General features: G+C 60.7%; 13 protein-coding genes. 11 read left to right on the plus strand and 2 right to left on the minus strand.

The features are described from left to right. Window positions 1–16 precede the first annotated feature (16 nt). Window positions 17–2,467, plus strand: coding sequence for a UvrD-helicase domain-containing protein (locus CPH89_RS24565; protein ID WP_053256180.1), 2,451 nt, complete (start codon window positions 17–19; stop codon window positions 2,465–2,467). A 73-nt stretch (window positions 2,468–2,540) separates the two neighbouring features. Here the strand turns inward: CPH89_RS24565 and CPH89_RS24570 are convergent, their stop codons facing one another. Beyond that, window positions 2,541–2,813, minus strand: a complete 273-nt coding sequence (locus CPH89_RS24570; RefSeq protein WP_053256179.1) for a DUF1652 domain-containing protein — start codon at window positions 2,811–2,813, stop codon at window positions 2,541–2,543. 257 nt (window positions 2,814–3,070) lie between these two features. Between CPH89_RS24570 and CPH89_RS24575 the strand changes: the two genes are divergently transcribed. From CPH89_RS24575 to CPH89_RS24590, 4 genes are read left to right on the plus strand one after another with little or no spacing between them, the layout of a single operon-like run. Continuing rightward, entirely contained in the window at window positions 3,071–3,877 is an 807-nt protein-coding gene (locus tag CPH89_RS24575) for a helix-turn-helix transcriptional regulator (protein WP_053256178.1), read from the plus strand. Window positions 3,878–3,929: 52 nt separating this feature from the next. Beyond that, a complete protein-coding gene (locus CPH89_RS24580; protein ID WP_053256177.1) occupies window positions 3,930–5,336 on the plus strand; it encodes an NAD(P)/FAD-dependent oxidoreductase in 1,407 nt (468 codons plus the stop codon). Between the two features lie 27 nt (window positions 5,337–5,363). After that, window positions 5,364–5,705: a cupin domain-containing protein gene (locus CPH89_RS24585; RefSeq protein ID WP_053256176.1), complete on the plus strand. Its 342-nt coding sequence runs from the start codon at window positions 5,364–5,366 to the stop codon at window positions 5,703–5,705. Window positions 5,706–5,765: 60 nt separating this feature from the next. Continuing rightward, window positions 5,766–6,845: a polyamine ABC transporter substrate-binding protein gene (locus CPH89_RS24590; protein ID WP_053256175.1), complete on the plus strand. Its 1,080-nt coding sequence runs from the start codon at window positions 5,766–5,768 to the stop codon at window positions 6,843–6,845. 46 nt (window positions 6,846–6,891) lie between these two features. On the opposite strand, the gene CPH89_RS24595 is transcribed toward CPH89_RS24590, so the two are convergent. Further along, window positions 6,892–7,677 carry a helix-turn-helix transcriptional regulator gene (locus CPH89_RS24595; protein ID WP_053256174.1) on the minus strand — a complete coding sequence of 262 codons (786 nt, stop codon included), beginning with the start codon at window positions 7,675–7,677 and terminating at the stop codon, window positions 6,892–6,894. Between the two features lie 199 nt (window positions 7,678–7,876). Between CPH89_RS24595 and CPH89_RS24600 the strand changes: the two genes are divergently transcribed. The 6 genes from CPH89_RS24600 (at window position 7,877) to CPH89_RS24625 (ending at window position 15,729) form a co-directional block, all read left to right on the plus strand. Then, on the plus strand, window positions 7,877–9,241 hold the full coding sequence (locus CPH89_RS24600; RefSeq protein WP_053256173.1) for an APC family permease: 1,365 nt from the start codon (window positions 7,877–7,879) through the stop codon (window positions 9,239–9,241). Between the two features lie 9 nt (window positions 9,242–9,250). Continuing rightward, window positions 9,251–10,354 carry a DmpA family aminopeptidase gene (locus CPH89_RS24605; RefSeq protein ID WP_053256172.1) on the plus strand — a complete coding sequence of 368 codons (1,104 nt, stop codon included), beginning with the start codon at window positions 9,251–9,253 and terminating at the stop codon, window positions 10,352–10,354. Window positions 10,355–10,722: 368 nt separating this feature from the next. Continuing rightward, window positions 10,723–12,156: a serralysin family metalloprotease gene (locus tag CPH89_RS24610; RefSeq protein WP_053256171.1), complete on the plus strand. Its 1,434-nt coding sequence runs from the start codon at window positions 10,723–10,725 to the stop codon at window positions 12,154–12,156. 48 nt (window positions 12,157–12,204) lie between these two features. Next, the gene (locus tag CPH89_RS24615) at window positions 12,205–12,573 is read left to right on the plus strand and encodes a protease inhibitor Inh/omp19 family protein (RefSeq protein WP_053256170.1); all 369 of its coding nucleotides are present in this window, start codon (window positions 12,205–12,207) and stop codon (window positions 12,571–12,573) included. Between the two features lie 94 nt (window positions 12,574–12,667). Continuing rightward, entirely contained in the window at window positions 12,668–14,419 is a 1,752-nt protein-coding gene (locus tag CPH89_RS24620) for a type I secretion system permease/ATPase (protein WP_053256169.1), read from the plus strand. Continuing rightward, window positions 14,416–15,729: an HlyD family type I secretion periplasmic adaptor subunit gene (locus CPH89_RS24625; protein ID WP_053256168.1), complete on the plus strand. Its 1,314-nt coding sequence runs from the start codon at window positions 14,416–14,418 to the stop codon at window positions 15,727–15,729. The genes CPH89_RS24620 and CPH89_RS24625 overlap by 4 nt, the downstream gene beginning before the upstream one ends. Window position 15,730 lies beyond the last annotated feature (1 nt).

Raw genomic sequence — 15,730 nt, forward strand, 5'->3', positions numbered from 1 at the left:
CATCGCTGGAGTCCGCGTGCCGCAACAAACGCCTGATCTGCCCCCCGAACTGCGCCCGTTAAACGAAATGCCCTTGCTCAAGCGCCTTGCCGCGCGTTTGTTTGGCCATGGCCTCACGCGCCTGCGTGCGCAGCATCGGTTTTCGTGGCTGCACGGCCAGGCCGATGGCTTCCGCAGTGGGCATGAGGCGGGCGTCGAGTACGGTTATCGCGAGGGCAAGGCCGACGGCATCGAGGAAGGTCGGCAGGTGTTGCTGATCCGCGACTTTCGCCCTGAGGAGCACCGCGCCCCTGGCGTGGATGACAGTTTGTTCGACGACTGGCGCCTGCCACTCAGCGCCGAGGTAAAGAAGCGCATGAAGGCTGATGTGGCGCGCTTGCTGCCGGCCCATGCACAGCCAAGTGCGGCGCAGTGGAAGATGATCTTCAGCGACACACCGTCAACCTCAGTGATTGCTGGCGCGGGTGCCGGCAAGTCCACCTCGCTGGTGCTGCGGATCCTGTTGCTGACCCATTACTTGGGCTTTGAGCTGAGCTCGATGACCGTGGTGACGTTCACCCGCGAGTCGCGCAAGGACTTCATCAACAAGTTAATCGAAATTCTCCAATTGTGGGGCCAACCTCTTGGCTTTAAAGACGCTCAGGCGGTGGTGCGCACCTTTCACTCGCGCATTTTGCCGATGGTCCGTAGCCTGCCGGGGTTTGAGCGGCTGCAAGCCTTCGAAAACCTCAGCAGCGGCGTCGAGGACGCCGACAGCAATCCGTTCGACCTGCGCATCAGCGACGCCCAGCGCCAACAGATGAATGCCTGCTATCACCGGCTGCATGGCCGCCACGCGCGCTTCCGCGAGCTGATTGCGCCATTAGCGCGTCACGGCCTGCAACTCAAGGAACTGGAGCGCGACCACCCGGACGTCCAGAAGCGGGTGGCCGTGACCGAACTGGCCGCCAAGCGCGATGAAGAACTCTGCGATGTGATCGAGGACCTGTGGTTTCGCGCCGGCGCCTGGCCGATCAAGGGCATCGAACCCAGCCGGCAGACGTTTGAAATCAATGGCGCGCACTTCCATTGCCACGGCTATATCGCGGAGCTGGATGCCTGGGTCGTGCTGGGCTTCGATTCGCGGGAAAACCCCCAGATCAGTCGGCCAAACGCGAAGCTATCGGTGCGCGCGGAGTGGGCGGTAAAGCGCACCTTGTTTCAAGCTTTCTGTCGCAAGCCTCTGATATGGTTGGATAGTTACGAATCTTCAAAGCGCCTTTTAAGCAGCTTGGCCGGTGACGCCGCCGCCGGACCCGGTTTTGATTACAAGGTGAAAGGTGAGCTGTCCTCGGCGCCGCTGTTGGACAGTTTTGTCATGGCCGCCGGGTTTATCGAGAACCTCGGGCTGGACGTACCGACGGCGGTTGGCCAAATGAGCTTCGCCAAGGATGACCCGGACCGCTTCTTCTTTGAAGCCCTGAGTATTTTCTGGAAGGCCCTGGAAGATCACCTGCTCGATCAATCGCCGCCGATCATGACCTACAACCGGATGTTCTCGCTGTTCGGCGAAAACACCCCGGAAAACCTCAAGTTGCTCAGCGACCCGCTGCTGCGGCCGATGTCGCACCTGATGATCGACGAGTTTCAGGACGTCTCACCGCAGATCGTCTCGTGGCTGCGGGCCAGCCTGCGCGAGATCCGTAGCCGTGGCCCGGCGATGCACGTAGGGCGTGGCGCGCAACGCTCTTCCTTGCTGTGCGTGGGCGATGACTGGCAGTCGATCTATGGTTGGCGCGGTAGCTCGCCCAAGTACTTTATGGCGTTCAACACGGAATTCCCGTCGCCAAGCACCACCCGCGTGATGCTCAGTGAGAATTACCGCAGCCATCAGCACATCATCGACGCTGCCGAGCATATCGTGCGGGCCGCTCCGGCGATCCCCGGCAAGAAGGCCAAAGCCAGCGGCGAACCCAAGGTGCCGGTGGCGGTCACCGTGCAGGAGCGGGACGACGCGGCATTGGGCCGCCGGTTGCTGGAGCACTATCAAAACGGCCAATCCGTGTTAATGCTTTATCGAAAAAGTAGCGATAAGTTACTGATTCAAGAACATATTCAGTCTGTAGTTAATGTGGATTCTAGTTTGCCGCCACACGCGCGCCGGTTGAAGCAGCTGACCTATCACAGCGCCAAAGGCCTGCAAGCGGACGCGGTATTCCTGCTTGGGGATTGCCAGCACGTGACGAGTTCGCCGTATAAGAACCAGGTGTACCGCATGGCCGGCCTGGGCAATGAGGGTGACAGCGAACCGTATGACACCGCACAAAAAGACGAAGTGCTGCGTCTGGCCTATGTCGGGATTACCCGCGCGGTGAGCCATTGCTATTGGTATGTGGAGAAGCCGGAAGGCCAGGGCGTGAATGTGCCCAGGGCGTCAGAGCGAGTCGACGGCAAAAAAGCGTTTTTTGACGATCAGCGTAATCAGTAGCGCCACGCAGTGCGCCTGTGGGCGTCGGCAAGCCCACTCCCACAGGCGGGTGCATTGTGTTTGATCGGTGAGTTCAAGCCCGCAAGGACAGCGGTGGCACGAAACTCTCCAGTTCATCCTCTACCGCCTCGATGATTCGCTCTACATCGGCGGCGTTCATCACCGTCGCGCAGGGGATGCCGGCAATCGCAATCAATGTCTCGCCGGTGCCACGGTCGAACAGGCGGGCAACCATACTGCCAGGGGCGTCCATGCTCCCCTCAAAGCCCATTGGATGAAAATGCCAGCGCATCAGCTGGCAGGCGTTGGGGAACGTCACTTTGTTCATGTTGCCCACCTTGTTCATTGAGCGCTTCCTTTAGCTCGCGGCAGGGGGCCAGGACCGTCACTGGTCATGGCATTGACGACCTTAAAAATAGCATCCGTTCGCACCCCGACGGTGAGTTTTTTGCGCCCGTTGGGCGGTTCTCGTCCATTAGGTTGATGTGGGTCATGTCCTGCCACAGCCCAGGCAAAAGGCCACTACTGAGAACGGCTGTTTGGCCATTGTCGGGCCGGTTAAAATTCGGCAATCTCAGTGGTTTATCCCTTACCGAGCCTGACATGCCCGACATCGCCCCCGACGATGCTTGCCAAAACACTCAAGCCACCGGCGAGCTGGTCTTGCGCCACCATTTGTGTTGGCGAAATCGTGACCTCGATGGCGTCATGGCCTACTACCACCCCGACATCCAGTACCACGACTTCTTCCAGAACCGCGTCGTCGGTTACGCCGAGTTGCGTGATTACCTGCAAGCCAGCATGCCTCGCGGCGCCGATGAGGCGATTGAACACACCGACCGTATCCGCGCCGACGGCGACACTGCCTTTATCCAGTACCGCATCACCTTGCGCGGCGGGCAGGGCCTGGTGTCGTTTCGCACCAGCGAAGCCATCACCGTGCGCGATGGGCTGATCTGGCGGGTCAATGAGTATGCGTCGCTGGTCCACGAGCAGCCCACCCAGGCCCTGCGCCCAACCGTCAGCCGCCTGGGCCTGTCACCCCAGCAGTTGGGGCATATGGCCAATGACCTGCAGCACTATTTCGACCTCAGGCAACCCTACCTGGACCCGGAACTGGATTTGCAGCGGGTGGCCAAGGAATGTGGCTACAGCCGCAATCAGATTTCTTACCTGTTGAATCAGGTGCTGGGGCAGAGCTTCTACCGCTACGTCAACCAGGCCCGGCTCCAGTATTTGCTGGCCGCGCTGGACACCGCCGTGCCGCCGATTAAAGTCGATGACCTGGCATTCGCTGCCGGTTTCAATTCGCTGTCGGCGTTCTACAGTGCATTTCGCCAGCACACCGGCCAATCGCCCAAAGCCTACGTCAAACACATTTCCCTGCGTGCACGCACGCAAGACAGTTAGTAACAGCGCGCTCTAGGATCCAGCCTATCGAAACGAGGTTGGGGAATTTGGCATGCCGGCATGGCGCACTATCAGTTTATGGATGGACCAGTTGGACGACCCGCTGCATGCGCGGCCGTCGCTTGAGCACGACCTGGACGTCAATGTGGCCATCATCGGCGCCGGCTACACCGGCCTGTGGACCGCCTATTACCTGAAACGCCAGGCGCCTGAGTTGAACATCGCGATTATCGAAGCGCAGACCGCAGGCTTTGGTGCTTCGGGCCGCAACGGCGGCTGGCTGATGGGCAACTTGCTGGGTGAAGACCGCCTGCTGGCCGGGCTTTCACCGCCAGAGCGGCGTGCTTCATTTGACCTGCTGCACGGCATTCCCGATGAAGTGGCCCAGGTGCTGGCCCGCGAAGGCATCGACTGCGACTACCGCAAGGGCGGCGCTCTGTACTGCGCCGCGCGTTACCCCGAGCAAGAAGGCAGCCTGCGGCGTTACCTCGACACGCTGTATGCCCAAGGCCTGACCGAAGCCGACTATCGCTGGTTGAGCCCGCAGCAGTTGGCCGAACAGATCCGCATCGCCAAGCCCTACGGCGGGATCTACGCGCCCCATGTCGCGACCATCAACCCCGCCAAGCTAGTGCGCGGCCTGGCGAAGGTGGTGGAGGGCATGGGTGTCAAGATCTACGAAAACAGCCCGGTCACCCAATGGCAGTCCGGTAGCCTGCGCACCGCGAATGCCAGCGTGCGCGCAGCGTGGGTGGTGCCGGCGGTTGAGGGGTACGCCACCACCTTGCCGCCGTTGGGGCGCTATCAGTTGCCGGTACAAAGCTTGATTGTCGCCACCGAGCCGCTGCCCGCCAGCACCTGGGATGAAATCGGCTTGAGCCATGGCCAGGCGTTCGGCGAGAGTAGCCGCCAGGTCACCTACGGCCAGCGTTCAGCCGATAACCGCCTGGTATTCGGCGCCCGTGGCGGCTACCAGTTCGCCGGTAAGTTGCGCCACAACTTCGACCTGACCGACAGCGAAGTGGCGCTGCGTCGTTACCTGTTTGGCGAACTCTTCCCACAGCTTAAGAACGTAAAGATTACCCACTCCTGGGGCGGCAACCTCGGCATGTCGCGTCACTTCCGGCCGCACATGCTGTGCGACCACAAGACCGGTATCGCGCTGTCCGGCGGGTATGGCGGGGAGGGCGTAGGCGCCACCAACCTCGGCGGCCGCACCCTGGCCGATCTGATTCTCGGCCTCGACACCGCCTTGACCACGCAGCCCTGGGTGATCCGCGAGCGCGGCCTGGACGCGCTCAAAGCCTGGGAGCCCGAGCCCTGCCGCTGGCTGGGTTACAACGCGATCATTCGCAGCTTTGTCCATGAAGACCAGGTGTTGGCCGACCCGACTACCGCCCCGTGGCGCCGCAAGCTGGCGACTGGCGTGGCCGGGTTCATGGAAAGCTTCATGCACTAAGACGTTTCACTCACAACGAGAAGACCCATGAGCATCACTCAATTCAAAGACGCGCTGAACGCCCACCTGCCGGACTCATCACCCGTGGCCGTGCCTTTGGGCGAGCCCATCGCCGTGGCCTCGACCTTGAGCGTGGAACGTAGCGACGGCGTCGAAACCGGCATCTGGGCATGCACCCCGGGCCGCTGGCGCCGACAAATCAAAGCCCAGGAGTTTTGCCACTTTATTCAGGGTCGCTGCACGTTCACCCCCGACAACGGTGCAGTCGTCCACCTACAAGCCGGCGATGCACTGATGTTGCCGGCCAACAGCACCGGAATCTGGGATATCCAGGAAACCGTGCGCAAGACCTACGTATTGATTCTGTAACGCTTTGATCCTTGATCGCCTGCCATAAAAACAGCCCTAAAACCGCCAGGAAATCGAACCATGAAAGCCATTGCCCTGTTGCCCTTGATGTTGGTGGCCACTATCAGCCAGGCCGCCGAGACCGTGAAGATCTACAACTGGTCGGACTACATCGCGCCGGACACCACCAAAAACTTCCAGAAAGAAACCGGCATCGGTTTCACCTACGACGTGTACGACAGCAACGAAACCCTCGACGGTAAGTTGATGACCGGCAAATCCGGCTACGACGTGGTGTTCCCGTCCAACCATTTCATGGCGCGGCAGATCCAGGGCGGGGCTCTGAAAAAGCTCGACAAAACTCAGTTGCCCAACTGGAAAAACCTCAACCCGGTGCTGCTCAAGGCCCTGCAAAACAACGACCCGGGCAATGCCCATGGCTTCCCATACCTGTGGGGCAGCACTGGCATTGGCTACAACATCGACAAGGTCAAGGCGGTACTCGGTGACAACGCGCCAGTGGATTCCTGGGACCTGATCTTCAAGCCGGAAAACATGGCCAAGCTGCAAAAATGCGGCGTGGCGATCCTCGACAATGGCCCGGAACTGCTGCCTGCGGCGTTGAACTACCTGGGCTTGCCGCACCACAGCAAAAAGGCCGAGGACTACAAAAAGGCTGAAGATTTGCTGATGAAAGTACGGCCATACGTGGCGTACTTCCATTCCTCGAAATACACCGCTGACCTGGCCAATGGCGACATCTGCGTAGCCGTCGGTTTCTCCGGCGACATCCTGCAGGCCGAAAGCCGCGCCAAGGAAGCCAAGAACGGCGTGAAGATCGGCTACAACATTCCCAAGGAAGGCGCCGCGATCTGGTTCGACATGGTCGCCATGCCTGCCGACGCACCGGATGAAAAGGCCGGCTATGCGTTCATGAACTACCTGCTGCGCCCGGAAGTCATGGCCAGCATCACCAACTACGTGCACTACGCCAACGGCAACGCGGCGGCTGACAGCCTGGTAGACCCGGCGATCAAAGCCGACACCAAGGTGTACCCGAGCCCGGAGATGATGGGCAAGTTGTTCGCGCTGGAGGCCATGCCGCTGAACATTGACCGGGTGCGTACGCGGGTGTGGAACACCATTCGTACCGGCCGCTGAATAATGCCCGCGCGCCATAAACGGTCGCTCAACGCTTGCCGATTAATCAGGGATTGTCCAGGTCATGCCCCAGCGACTGGATAAACAACGAAAACAGCTCCGGCTGTGACGAAATATCCAGCTTCGCGTACAGATGCCGCCGGTGCACCTTCACGGTGTCCGGCGAGATCTTCAGGCGCTCGGCCATGGCCTTGGACGAGAACCCGCGCAGCACCAGGCGCGCGACTTCCAATTCACGCTCCGACAGCACGCCGCTGCCGAAGTGACTCAGCGCATCCCTGATCTGGCTGTCCATGGCCGGCGCCCGCTGGGTGCTTTGCTGCCAATGCTGCTGCATCAACGGCAGCAGCCACGCCGCCAATGTAGTCAGCAGCCCAGTCTCCTCAAACGTGAACCGGCGCTGCATGCCCAGCGACATTGACAAGGTGCCGGCGCCCGGCAGTTGCAGGATGACCTGCACCTCGTCTTCCAGCACGTTGTCGTGGAAGTAGCTGAGGAAATACTCACTCTGGCGAAAATGGTCCGGCGCGACTTCCTCCAGGCGGTACACGCCGCTGGCGTAGCCCTCGCGACAGGCCTGGTAAAACGGGTCGAGCAAATACAAGCCGTTGAGGTACACCAGCATCGACGCCGGTTTGCTGCTGGGCTGGGCGTCGTACTCCTCCAAGGCCTGGGGCGGGCCCTCCAGCGGATAGAAAATCGCCAGGGCGTTATCGAACGGCAGGCATTGGTGCAGCAACAGCACCAGCTGCTTCCAGAACCGCTCGGTGCCGAGGTGTGCGACGGTACGGCCCAGCCCGGCGTGCATGCCGACCTCTCTGAACAGGCTCATGGATCAGGCTCCCGCCAGCAAAAGATCGGCCAAGGGTTCGGCTTTTAACGAGTACCGTCAAGGGGAGTACGCCAATAGGGGAATTGGCTGGCATAAACACAACGTTTAGTTTTGCCGCTGTCCAGCGAGAAACATATCCCGCAAAAGCCCGACTTTTCGTTTCTGCCTCCTACCAAAAACAACGACAGAGGATAACGACATGAGTGCTTCCCCCGCGCCAGACGGCGTGCTCAAGCCAACGCTGAGTGTTTTCGATGTGGTGGCCATTACGGTTTCGGCGGTCACGCCGGCCAGCTCCGTCTTCGTGATTGCACCGTTTGCCATCCAGCAAGCGGGCAGTGGTGTGTTCCTGGCGTTTGTAATGGCGGCCTTGCTCGCGCTGATGTTCGCCTTCTGTTACGCCGAACTCGGTCGCGCCCATAACAGTGCCGGTGGTGAATATGTGTATGCCAAGCGCGTGTTTGGCGGCATGGCCGGTTACGCGACGTTTCTGACGGTGCTGGTGATGCTGTTGTTTATCCCGCCGGTGTTGGCCACCGGTGCGGCGACGTACCTGAATAACGCGCTGGGCACACAGTTCGACTCGCAAACCGTCGCCCTGGTCATCGTGGTGTGCAGCTACGCGCTGGGCATCCTCAATATCAAGCTCAATGCCTGGATTACCGGCACCTGCCTGCTGTTGGAAGTGGCGGCGTTGCTGGTCATCGTGTGTATCGGCTTTGGCAACCCGGTGCAGCCGGCCAGCGTGCTGTTCCAGCCGCAGATCGTCGAAAATGGCGTACTGCACCTGGCGCCCTGGGCACTGGTGATTGGCGCCGTGGGCATCGGCCTGTTCTCGTTCAATGGGTATGGTCCTGCGGTATTGCTGGCCGAAGACATGAAATGCGGTGGCAAAGGCGTGCACAAGGCGGTGCTATGGTCGCTGGGCCTGGTGGTGGTGATCGAGCTGGTGCCGATCACCGCGCTGTTGATCGGCGCGCCGTCGCTGAGTGCGATGATCAGCAGCCCCGACCCGATTGGCTATCTGCTGACCAGCCACGGCAATGAAACCCTGTCACGCTTGGTCAGCGCCGGGATCTTCCTGTCGGTGTTCAACGCGATCGTCGCGATTGTGATCCAGATTGGTCGAGTGGTGTTCAGCAGCGGCCGTGATGCCCTGTGGACGCCGCGCATCAACGCGCTGTTCACGCGCATTCACCCGCGCTGGGATTCACCGTGGCTGGCGACGTTGTTCCTGGCGCTGCCTTCGGCGCTGTTGAGTTTCAGCTCGAACCTGGCCGACCTGACGTCCTTCAGTGTATTGCTGATCATGCTGGTGTACCTGGTGGTGGCGTTGAGCGCGCTGATGAGCCGGGTGCTGCTGCGCGATCGCGAGCATCCTTATCGCATGCCGTTCTGGCCACTGCCGGCATTGCTGGCGGTGCTGGGCGCCGGTTACCTGCTGGTGACCCTGATCGCGGCGGCGTCCGTGCGCGACATCATGATTATCATCGGCTTGCTGGCCGTGTCGGTGATTTTGTATTGCATCAGTGGCCGGTCGAGTCCGGCGTATCAGAAATTGTAAGGAGTGGGTATGCGTGCACGTCAATTGGGCATTACGTTGGGGCTGGGCACGCCTGGCGAATTGAATGCGATCACCGATGTTCCTGGCGTCCGGGTCGGCCACAGTACGCTCAACACCCGTATCGACGGCAAGCAGGTGCGCACTGGGGTCACCGTGATCCAGCCGCGCGCCGGCGAGGCCAGGCACCAGCCGTGTTTTGCCGGCTACCACGTGCTCAACGGCAACGGTGACGCCACCGGCCTTGAGTGGATCAGCGAGGCCGGGTTGTTGACCACGCCAATGGCCATCACCAACACCCATAGCATCGGCATCGTGCGTGACACCCTGATCGCCCTGGAGCGCGAGCGCCTGGCGGACCCGGCGGTGTACTGGTGCATGCCGGTCGTGATGGAAACCTACGATGGCCTGCTCAACGATATCTGGGGCCAGCACGTCAAACCCGAGCACGTGCGCCAGGCGCTGGACACTGCCGAGAGTGGCCCGGTGCAGGAGGGCGCAGTGGGTGGCGGCACCGGCATGATCTGCCACGAGTTCAAGGGCGGCATCGGTACGGCGTCCCGCCGTTTGCCTGAAGCGCAGGGCGGCTGGACCGTGGGGGTATTGGTGCAGGCCAACCACGGCAAACGCCAGGAGCTGCGGGTGGATGGCTACCCGGTGGGCCGCCAGTTGATGGGCATTGCTTCACCGTTCGCCGAACGGGGCACGCCGGGCATGGGCTCCATTGTGGTGATTATCGCCACTGACGCACCGCTGCTGCCTCATCAATGCAAGCGCCTGGCGCAGCGCGCCGCCATCGGCATAGCCCGTACCGGCGGCGGCACCGAGGATTCCAGTGGCGACCTGTTCCTGGCGTTCGCCACCGGTAATCACGCGCTACCACCGGCGGATTACGCGCGCAAGGACCTGCCGCTGAGCACCGTGTTGCGCATGGTCAATAACGACCATATTTCGCCGTTGTTCAGCGCTGCGGCCGAGGCGGTGGAGGAGGCGATCATCAACGCCATGCTGGCCGGCGAGGACATGACCACCGATGACGGCGTCCAGGTGCCTGGGTTGGCGGGCGAGATGTTATTGGCGGCATTAGGCAAGTCGGGTTGGGGCATGTCCCGGTAATCGGGGACAGCGTTAATTAAATAGTCTAAGTAATGGCTCTTTAATGTCGCCAATGACACCGTGACAATATATTGGATCCATATTTCAAGTGCGCCGCGCAACTAGCGCGGCGCTCGGTCTATTTAATATTTAAATAACAGTGGCTGGCGATTTGCCTGCCAACAGCAATGCCGCCCAATAAATGCTACGCGCGACTTCTTTAAGTTGAATCTACGTCACATTTTCAGTTCAGAAATATTTGTAGACGAAAGATTTCAAGTTGTGTCAGTTTCGATACGCCTTCAAAAGAGGCGAGTGATAGGACGATCTCGCCCGCGAGGTTCCTATCGACCCAAGACTGATGCACTTGCAAACAAGGAAGTACGTTTATGTCAAAAGTAAAAGACAAAGCTATTGTTTCTGCCGCGCAAGCCAGCACCGCTTACTCGCAAATCGATAGCTTTAGCCATTTATACGACCGTGGCGGCAACCTCACGGTCAATGGCAAACCGTCCTATTCCGTGGACCAGGCAGCCACCCAGCTGCTGCGTGATGGCGCCGCGTATCGGGATTTTGATGGCAACGGCAAGATTGATCTGACCTACACCTTCCTCACCTCGGCTTCCTCGGCCACCATGAACAAACATGGCATCTCCGGGTTCAGCCAGTTCAACACCCAGCAGAAAGCACAGGCCGCGCTGGCCATGCAATCCTGGTCGGATGTTGCCAACGTGACCTTTACCGAAAAGGCCTCGGGCGGTGACGCACACATGACCTTCGGCAACTACAGCGGTGGCCAGGACGGCGCAGCCGCCTTCGCTTACCTGCCCGGCACCGGCGCAGGCTACGACGGCACTTCGTGGTACCTGACCAACAACAGCTACACGCCGAACAAGACGCCGGACTTGAACAACTATGGCCGGCAGACCCTGACCCACGAAATCGGCCACACCCTGGGCCTGGCTCACCCTGGCGACTACAACGCCGGGAATGGCAACCCGACCTACAACGACGCGACCTATGGACAGGACACGCGTGGCTACAGCGTCATGAGTTACTGGAGCGAGAGCAACACCAACCAGAACTTCAGTAAAGGCGGCGTCGAAGCTTATGCTTCGGGCCCGCTGATCGACGACATTGCCGCGATCCAGAAGCTCTACGGTGCCAACTACAGCACCCGCGCCGGCGACACCACCTACGGTTTCAACTCCAACACCGGGCGTGATTTCTACAGCGCCAAATCCAATGCCGACAAGCTGGTGTTTTCGGTATGGGACGGTGGCGGCAACGACACCCTGGATTTCTCGGGCTTTACCCAGAACCAGAAGATCAACCTCAATGAGACCTCGTTCTCCGACGTTGGCGGCCTGGTGGGCAACGTGTCCATCGCCAAGGGCGTTACCGTCGAGAACGCGTTCGGTGGTGCCGGCAACGACCTGATCATTGGTAACAACGCAGCCAACGTCATCAAGGGCGGTGCCGGCAACGACATCATCTACGGCGGTGGCGGTGCGGACCAACTGTGGGGCGGCGCCGGCAACGACACCTTCGTGTACGGTGCCAGTTCCGATTCCAAGCCGGGCGCTGCCGACAAGATCTTTGACTTCACCTCGGGTTCGGACAAGATCGACCTGTCCGGTATCACCAAAGGTGCAGGCTTGACCTTCGTCAACGCGTTCTCCGGGCATGCCGGCGACGCAGTGCTGAGTTATGCCTCGGGCACCAACCTGGGCACCTTGGCCGTGGACTTCTCCGGGCACGGCGTGGCGGATTTCCTCGTCACCACCGTTGGCCAGGCCGCTGTCAGCGACATCGTAGCGTGATGTAAAGCGCGCGGCGCTTCGGCGCCGCGCTCTAGGATGGAGCGAAAGATGCCGCGTTTTTCTCATTTGATTGCCTGTGCTTCACAGGTGTTGTTCGTTTCGGCAGGAGCCCACGCAATGGCGAGCAGTCTTGTTTTACCCACCACCGCGCAATTGGCCGGCCGTTGGCAGCTGCACCAGCAGGATCGGGTGTGCGCGCTGGACTTGCTGGAGCAGGCCAATGCCCTGGCCGGTGATGTCACGTGTGTCACCGAATGGCTGGGCGAGAAACCCCTGACCTGGACGCCCACCCCGGACGGGATCTGGCTGATGAATGCCGAAGGCACGGGCATTACCCATTTGAACCGCCAGAAAGAAGGCGAATATAAAGGGCGCACCCCTTCAGGTGGGGAAGTTGTACTGCAACGAATACCTTAGTTATAAACTTATAACTCGATTTTTATAGTTGGCCGCCCTTATTCAGGGGTTGGGTAACTATTGCGCGTCATTCGCTCACGGAAGATAAGAAGATATGGCGAAGTCCCATTCGGTTGCGCCCTTATTCAGGGCGTTGGGTGAATACAAGCGTATTTTGATCAGCATTGGCTGCTTCACGGCGTTGATTAACCTGTTGATGCTGGTGCCGTCGATTTACATGCTGCAAGTGTATGACCGAGTGCTGTCCTCCCAGAATGAAACCACCCTGGTGATGTTGACGCTGATGGTCGTGGGCTTCTTCGCGTTTATCGGCACCCTGGAAGTCGTGCGCAGTTTTATCGTGATTCGTATCGGCAGCCAGTTGGAGCGGCGATTCAACTTGCGCGTCTACAAGGCTGCGTTTGAACGCAACCTGCAACGGGGCCAGGGGCATGCCGGGCAATCACTGGGCGATTTGACGGTCATCCGCCAATTCATCACGGGGCCGGCGTTGTTCGCGTTTTTCGATGCGCCGTGGTTTCCCATCTACCTGTTCGTGATTTTCCTGTTCAACGTGTGGCTCGGCGTGTTGGCCACTGCGGGCGCGGTGCTGCTGATCGCGTTGGCGTGCCTGAATGAATACCTGACCAAAAAACCGTTGGGCGAGGCGGGTGTGTTCTCCCAGCAGTCCACGCAGTTGGCGACCAGCCATTTGCACAACGCCGAAACGATCCAGGCCATGGGCATGCTCGGTGCGTTGCGCAAACGCTGGTTTGCCGTGCATTCGCAATTTCTCGGCTATCAGAACACCGCCAGCGATACCGGCTCGGTGATCACTTCGCTGAGCAAATCCCTGCGTTTGTGCCTGCAATCATTGGTGCTGGGGCTGGGCGCATTTTTGGTGATCAAGGGCGAGATGACCGCCGGGATGATGATTGCCGGCTCGATCCTCATGGGCCGTGTGCTCAGCCCCATCGACCAGTTGATTGCGGTGTGGAAGCAGTGGAGTTCGGCCAAATTGGCCTACCAGCGCCTCGACGAGTTGCTGCGCGAATTTCCACCGGAAGGCGCGCAGATGGCGTTGCCGGCGCCCAAGGGCCATGTCAGTTTCGAACACGTCAGCGCAGGCCCGCCGGGGCGGCGCCTGGCGACCTTGCATCAAGTCAGCTTCAGCCTCGGTGCGGGCGAAGTGCTCGGCGTGCTCGGCGCGTCCGGTTCGGGCAAATCCACCCTGGCCCGTGTGCTGGTCGGCGTGTGGCCAACCCTGGCGGGCACTGTGCGCCTGGACGGCGCGGATATTCATCGCTGGGACCGCGACGACCTCGGCCCACATATCGGTTACTTGCCCCAGGACATCGAACTGTTCAGCGGCAGCATCGCCGACAACATCGCGCGCTTTCGCGATGCCGACCCTGAACGCGTGGTCAAGGCCGCGCAACAAGCCGGTGTCCATGAACTGATCCTGCGCCTGCCCCAAGGCTACGACACCGTGCTTGGCGACAACGGCGGCGGCCTCTCCGGTGGCCAGAAACAACGCGTGGCGCTGGCGCGTGCGCTGTATGGCGGCCCGCGCTTGATCGTGCTGGATGAACCCAACTCCAACCTCGACACCGTCGGCGAAGCGGCATTGGCCAGCGCCATCGTGCAGATGAAAGCCCAGGGCAGCAGCGTGGTGCTGGTGACGCACCGTTCCTCGGCGCTGGCCCAGGCCGACAAGTTGCTGGTGCTCAACGAAGGGCGCCTGCAGGCGTTCGGGCCGAGCCAGGAAGTGCTGCGCGCCTTGTCGGGCCAGCAGGAAGCACCGCGAGAAAAGGCCGGCGTGAGCCTCAGCCGTCAGTACCAAGCCGGAAGGAATCCAGGCGCATGAGCAGCCTTATTGTTGAACCCCGTTTTGAACAGCGTGACGCCGGTTTCTTTGTCCGTATGGGCTGGTTGCTGACCCTGGTCGGCGCCGGTGGTTTTTTCCTCTGGGCCAGCCTGGCCCCGCTGGACCAGGGCATTCCGGTGCAAGGCACGGTGGTGGTGTCGGGCAAGCGCAAGGCGGTGCAAACCTTCAGCCCCGGCGTGGTCAGCCGGATCCTGGTGAAGGAGGGTGAGCTGGTCAAGCAGGGCCAGCCGCTGTTTCGCCTCGACCAGACCCAGAATCAGGCCGACGTGCAATCCCTGCAAGCCCAGTACCGCATGGCCTGGGCCAGTGTGGCGCGCTGGCAGAGTGAACGCGACAACCGCTCCAGCATTACCTTTCCTGCCGAGTTGAGCGCCAACCCTGATCCAGCGTTGGCGCTCGTTCTGGAAGGCCAGCGCCAACTGTTCAGCAGCCGCCGCGAAGCGTTTGCCCGCGAACAAGCCGGTATCCGCGCGAACATTGACGGCGCCACCTCACAGTTGAGCGGCATGCGTCGGGCCCGCAGCGACCTGACCGCCCAGGCGCAATCGCTGCGTGACCAACTGAGCAACCTGCAACCGTTGGCCGACAACGGCTACATCCCGCGTAACCGGCTTATGGAATACCAGCGCCAACTGTCCCAGGTGCAGCAAGACCTGGCGCAGAACACCGGCGAAAGCGGGCGTGTAGAGCAGGGCATCCTGGAGTCACGCCTGAAGTTGCAGCAGCACAGCGAGGAATATCAAAAGGAAGTCCGCAGCCAACTGGCCGATGCGCAACTGCGCAGCCTGACCCTTGAGCAGCAGCTCACCTCAGCGGGCTTCAACCTGCAACACAGCGAAATCAACGCGCCGGCCGATGGCATTGCGGTCAACCTTGGCGTGCACACCGAAGGTGCCGTGGTGCGGGCGGGCGAGACCCTGCTGGAAATCGTGCCGCAAGGCACGCGCCTGGAAGTCGAAGGGCATTTGCCGGTGCACCTGGTGGACAAAGTCGGCACGCACTTGCCGGTCGATATCCTCTTCACCGCCTTCAACCAGAGCCGCACGCCGCGCGTGCCGGGGGAAGTCAGCCTGATCTCCGCCGACCAGATGCTCGATGAAAAAACCGGCGCGCCGTATTACGTGCTGCGCACCACCGTGAGCGAGGTGGCGCTGGCGAAGTTGCATGGCCTGGTGATCAAGCCGGGCATGCCCGCCGAGATGTTCGTGCGCACGGGTGAGCGCTCGTTACTGAATTACCTGTTCAAGCCGCTGCTCGATCGCGCCGGCTCTGCGTTGACTGAGGAATGAG

The sequence above is a fragment of the Pseudomonas fluorescens genome (genome assembly GCF_900215245.1).
GTDB lineage: Bacteria > Pseudomonadota > Gammaproteobacteria > Pseudomonadales > Pseudomonadaceae > Aquipseudomonas > Aquipseudomonas fluorescens.

Bases quoted from the DNA above. Each gene is read 5' to 3' on its own strand.
- CPH89_RS24605 (WP_053256172.1), top strand. From the start codon at position 9,251: ATGCGTGCACGTCAATTGGGCATTACGTTGGGGCTGGGCACGCCTGGC.
- CPH89_RS24620 (WP_053256169.1), top strand. From the start codon at position 12,668: ATGGCGAAGTCCCATTCGGTTGCGCCCTTATTCAGGGCGTTGGGTGAA.
- CPH89_RS24570 (WP_053256179.1), bottom strand. From the start codon at position 2,813: ATGAACAAGGTGGGCAACATGAACAAAGTGACGTTCCCCAACGCCTGC.
- CPH89_RS24600 (WP_053256173.1), top strand. From the start codon at position 7,877: ATGAGTGCTTCCCCCGCGCCAGACGGCGTGCTCAAGCCAACGCTGAGT.
- CPH89_RS24575 (WP_053256178.1), top strand. From the start codon at position 3,071: ATGCCCGACATCGCCCCCGACGATGCTTGCCAAAACACTCAAGCCACC.
- CPH89_RS24595 (WP_053256174.1), bottom strand. From the start codon at position 7,677: ATGAGCCTGTTCAGAGAGGTCGGCATGCACGCCGGGCTGGGCCGTACC.
- CPH89_RS24590 (WP_053256175.1), top strand. From the start codon at position 5,766: ATGAAAGCCATTGCCCTGTTGCCCTTGATGTTGGTGGCCACTATCAGC.
- CPH89_RS24580 (WP_053256177.1), top strand. From the start codon at position 3,930: ATGCCGGCATGGCGCACTATCAGTTTATGGATGGACCAGTTGGACGAC.
- CPH89_RS24585 (WP_053256176.1), top strand. From the start codon at position 5,364: ATGAGCATCACTCAATTCAAAGACGCGCTGAACGCCCACCTGCCGGAC.
- CPH89_RS24625 (WP_053256168.1), top strand. From the start codon at position 14,416: ATGAGCAGCCTTATTGTTGAACCCCGTTTTGAACAGCGTGACGCCGGT.
- CPH89_RS24610 (WP_053256171.1), top strand. From the start codon at position 10,723: ATGTCAAAAGTAAAAGACAAAGCTATTGTTTCTGCCGCGCAAGCCAGC.
- CPH89_RS24615 (WP_053256170.1), top strand. From the start codon at position 12,205: ATGCCGCGTTTTTCTCATTTGATTGCCTGTGCTTCACAGGTGTTGTTC.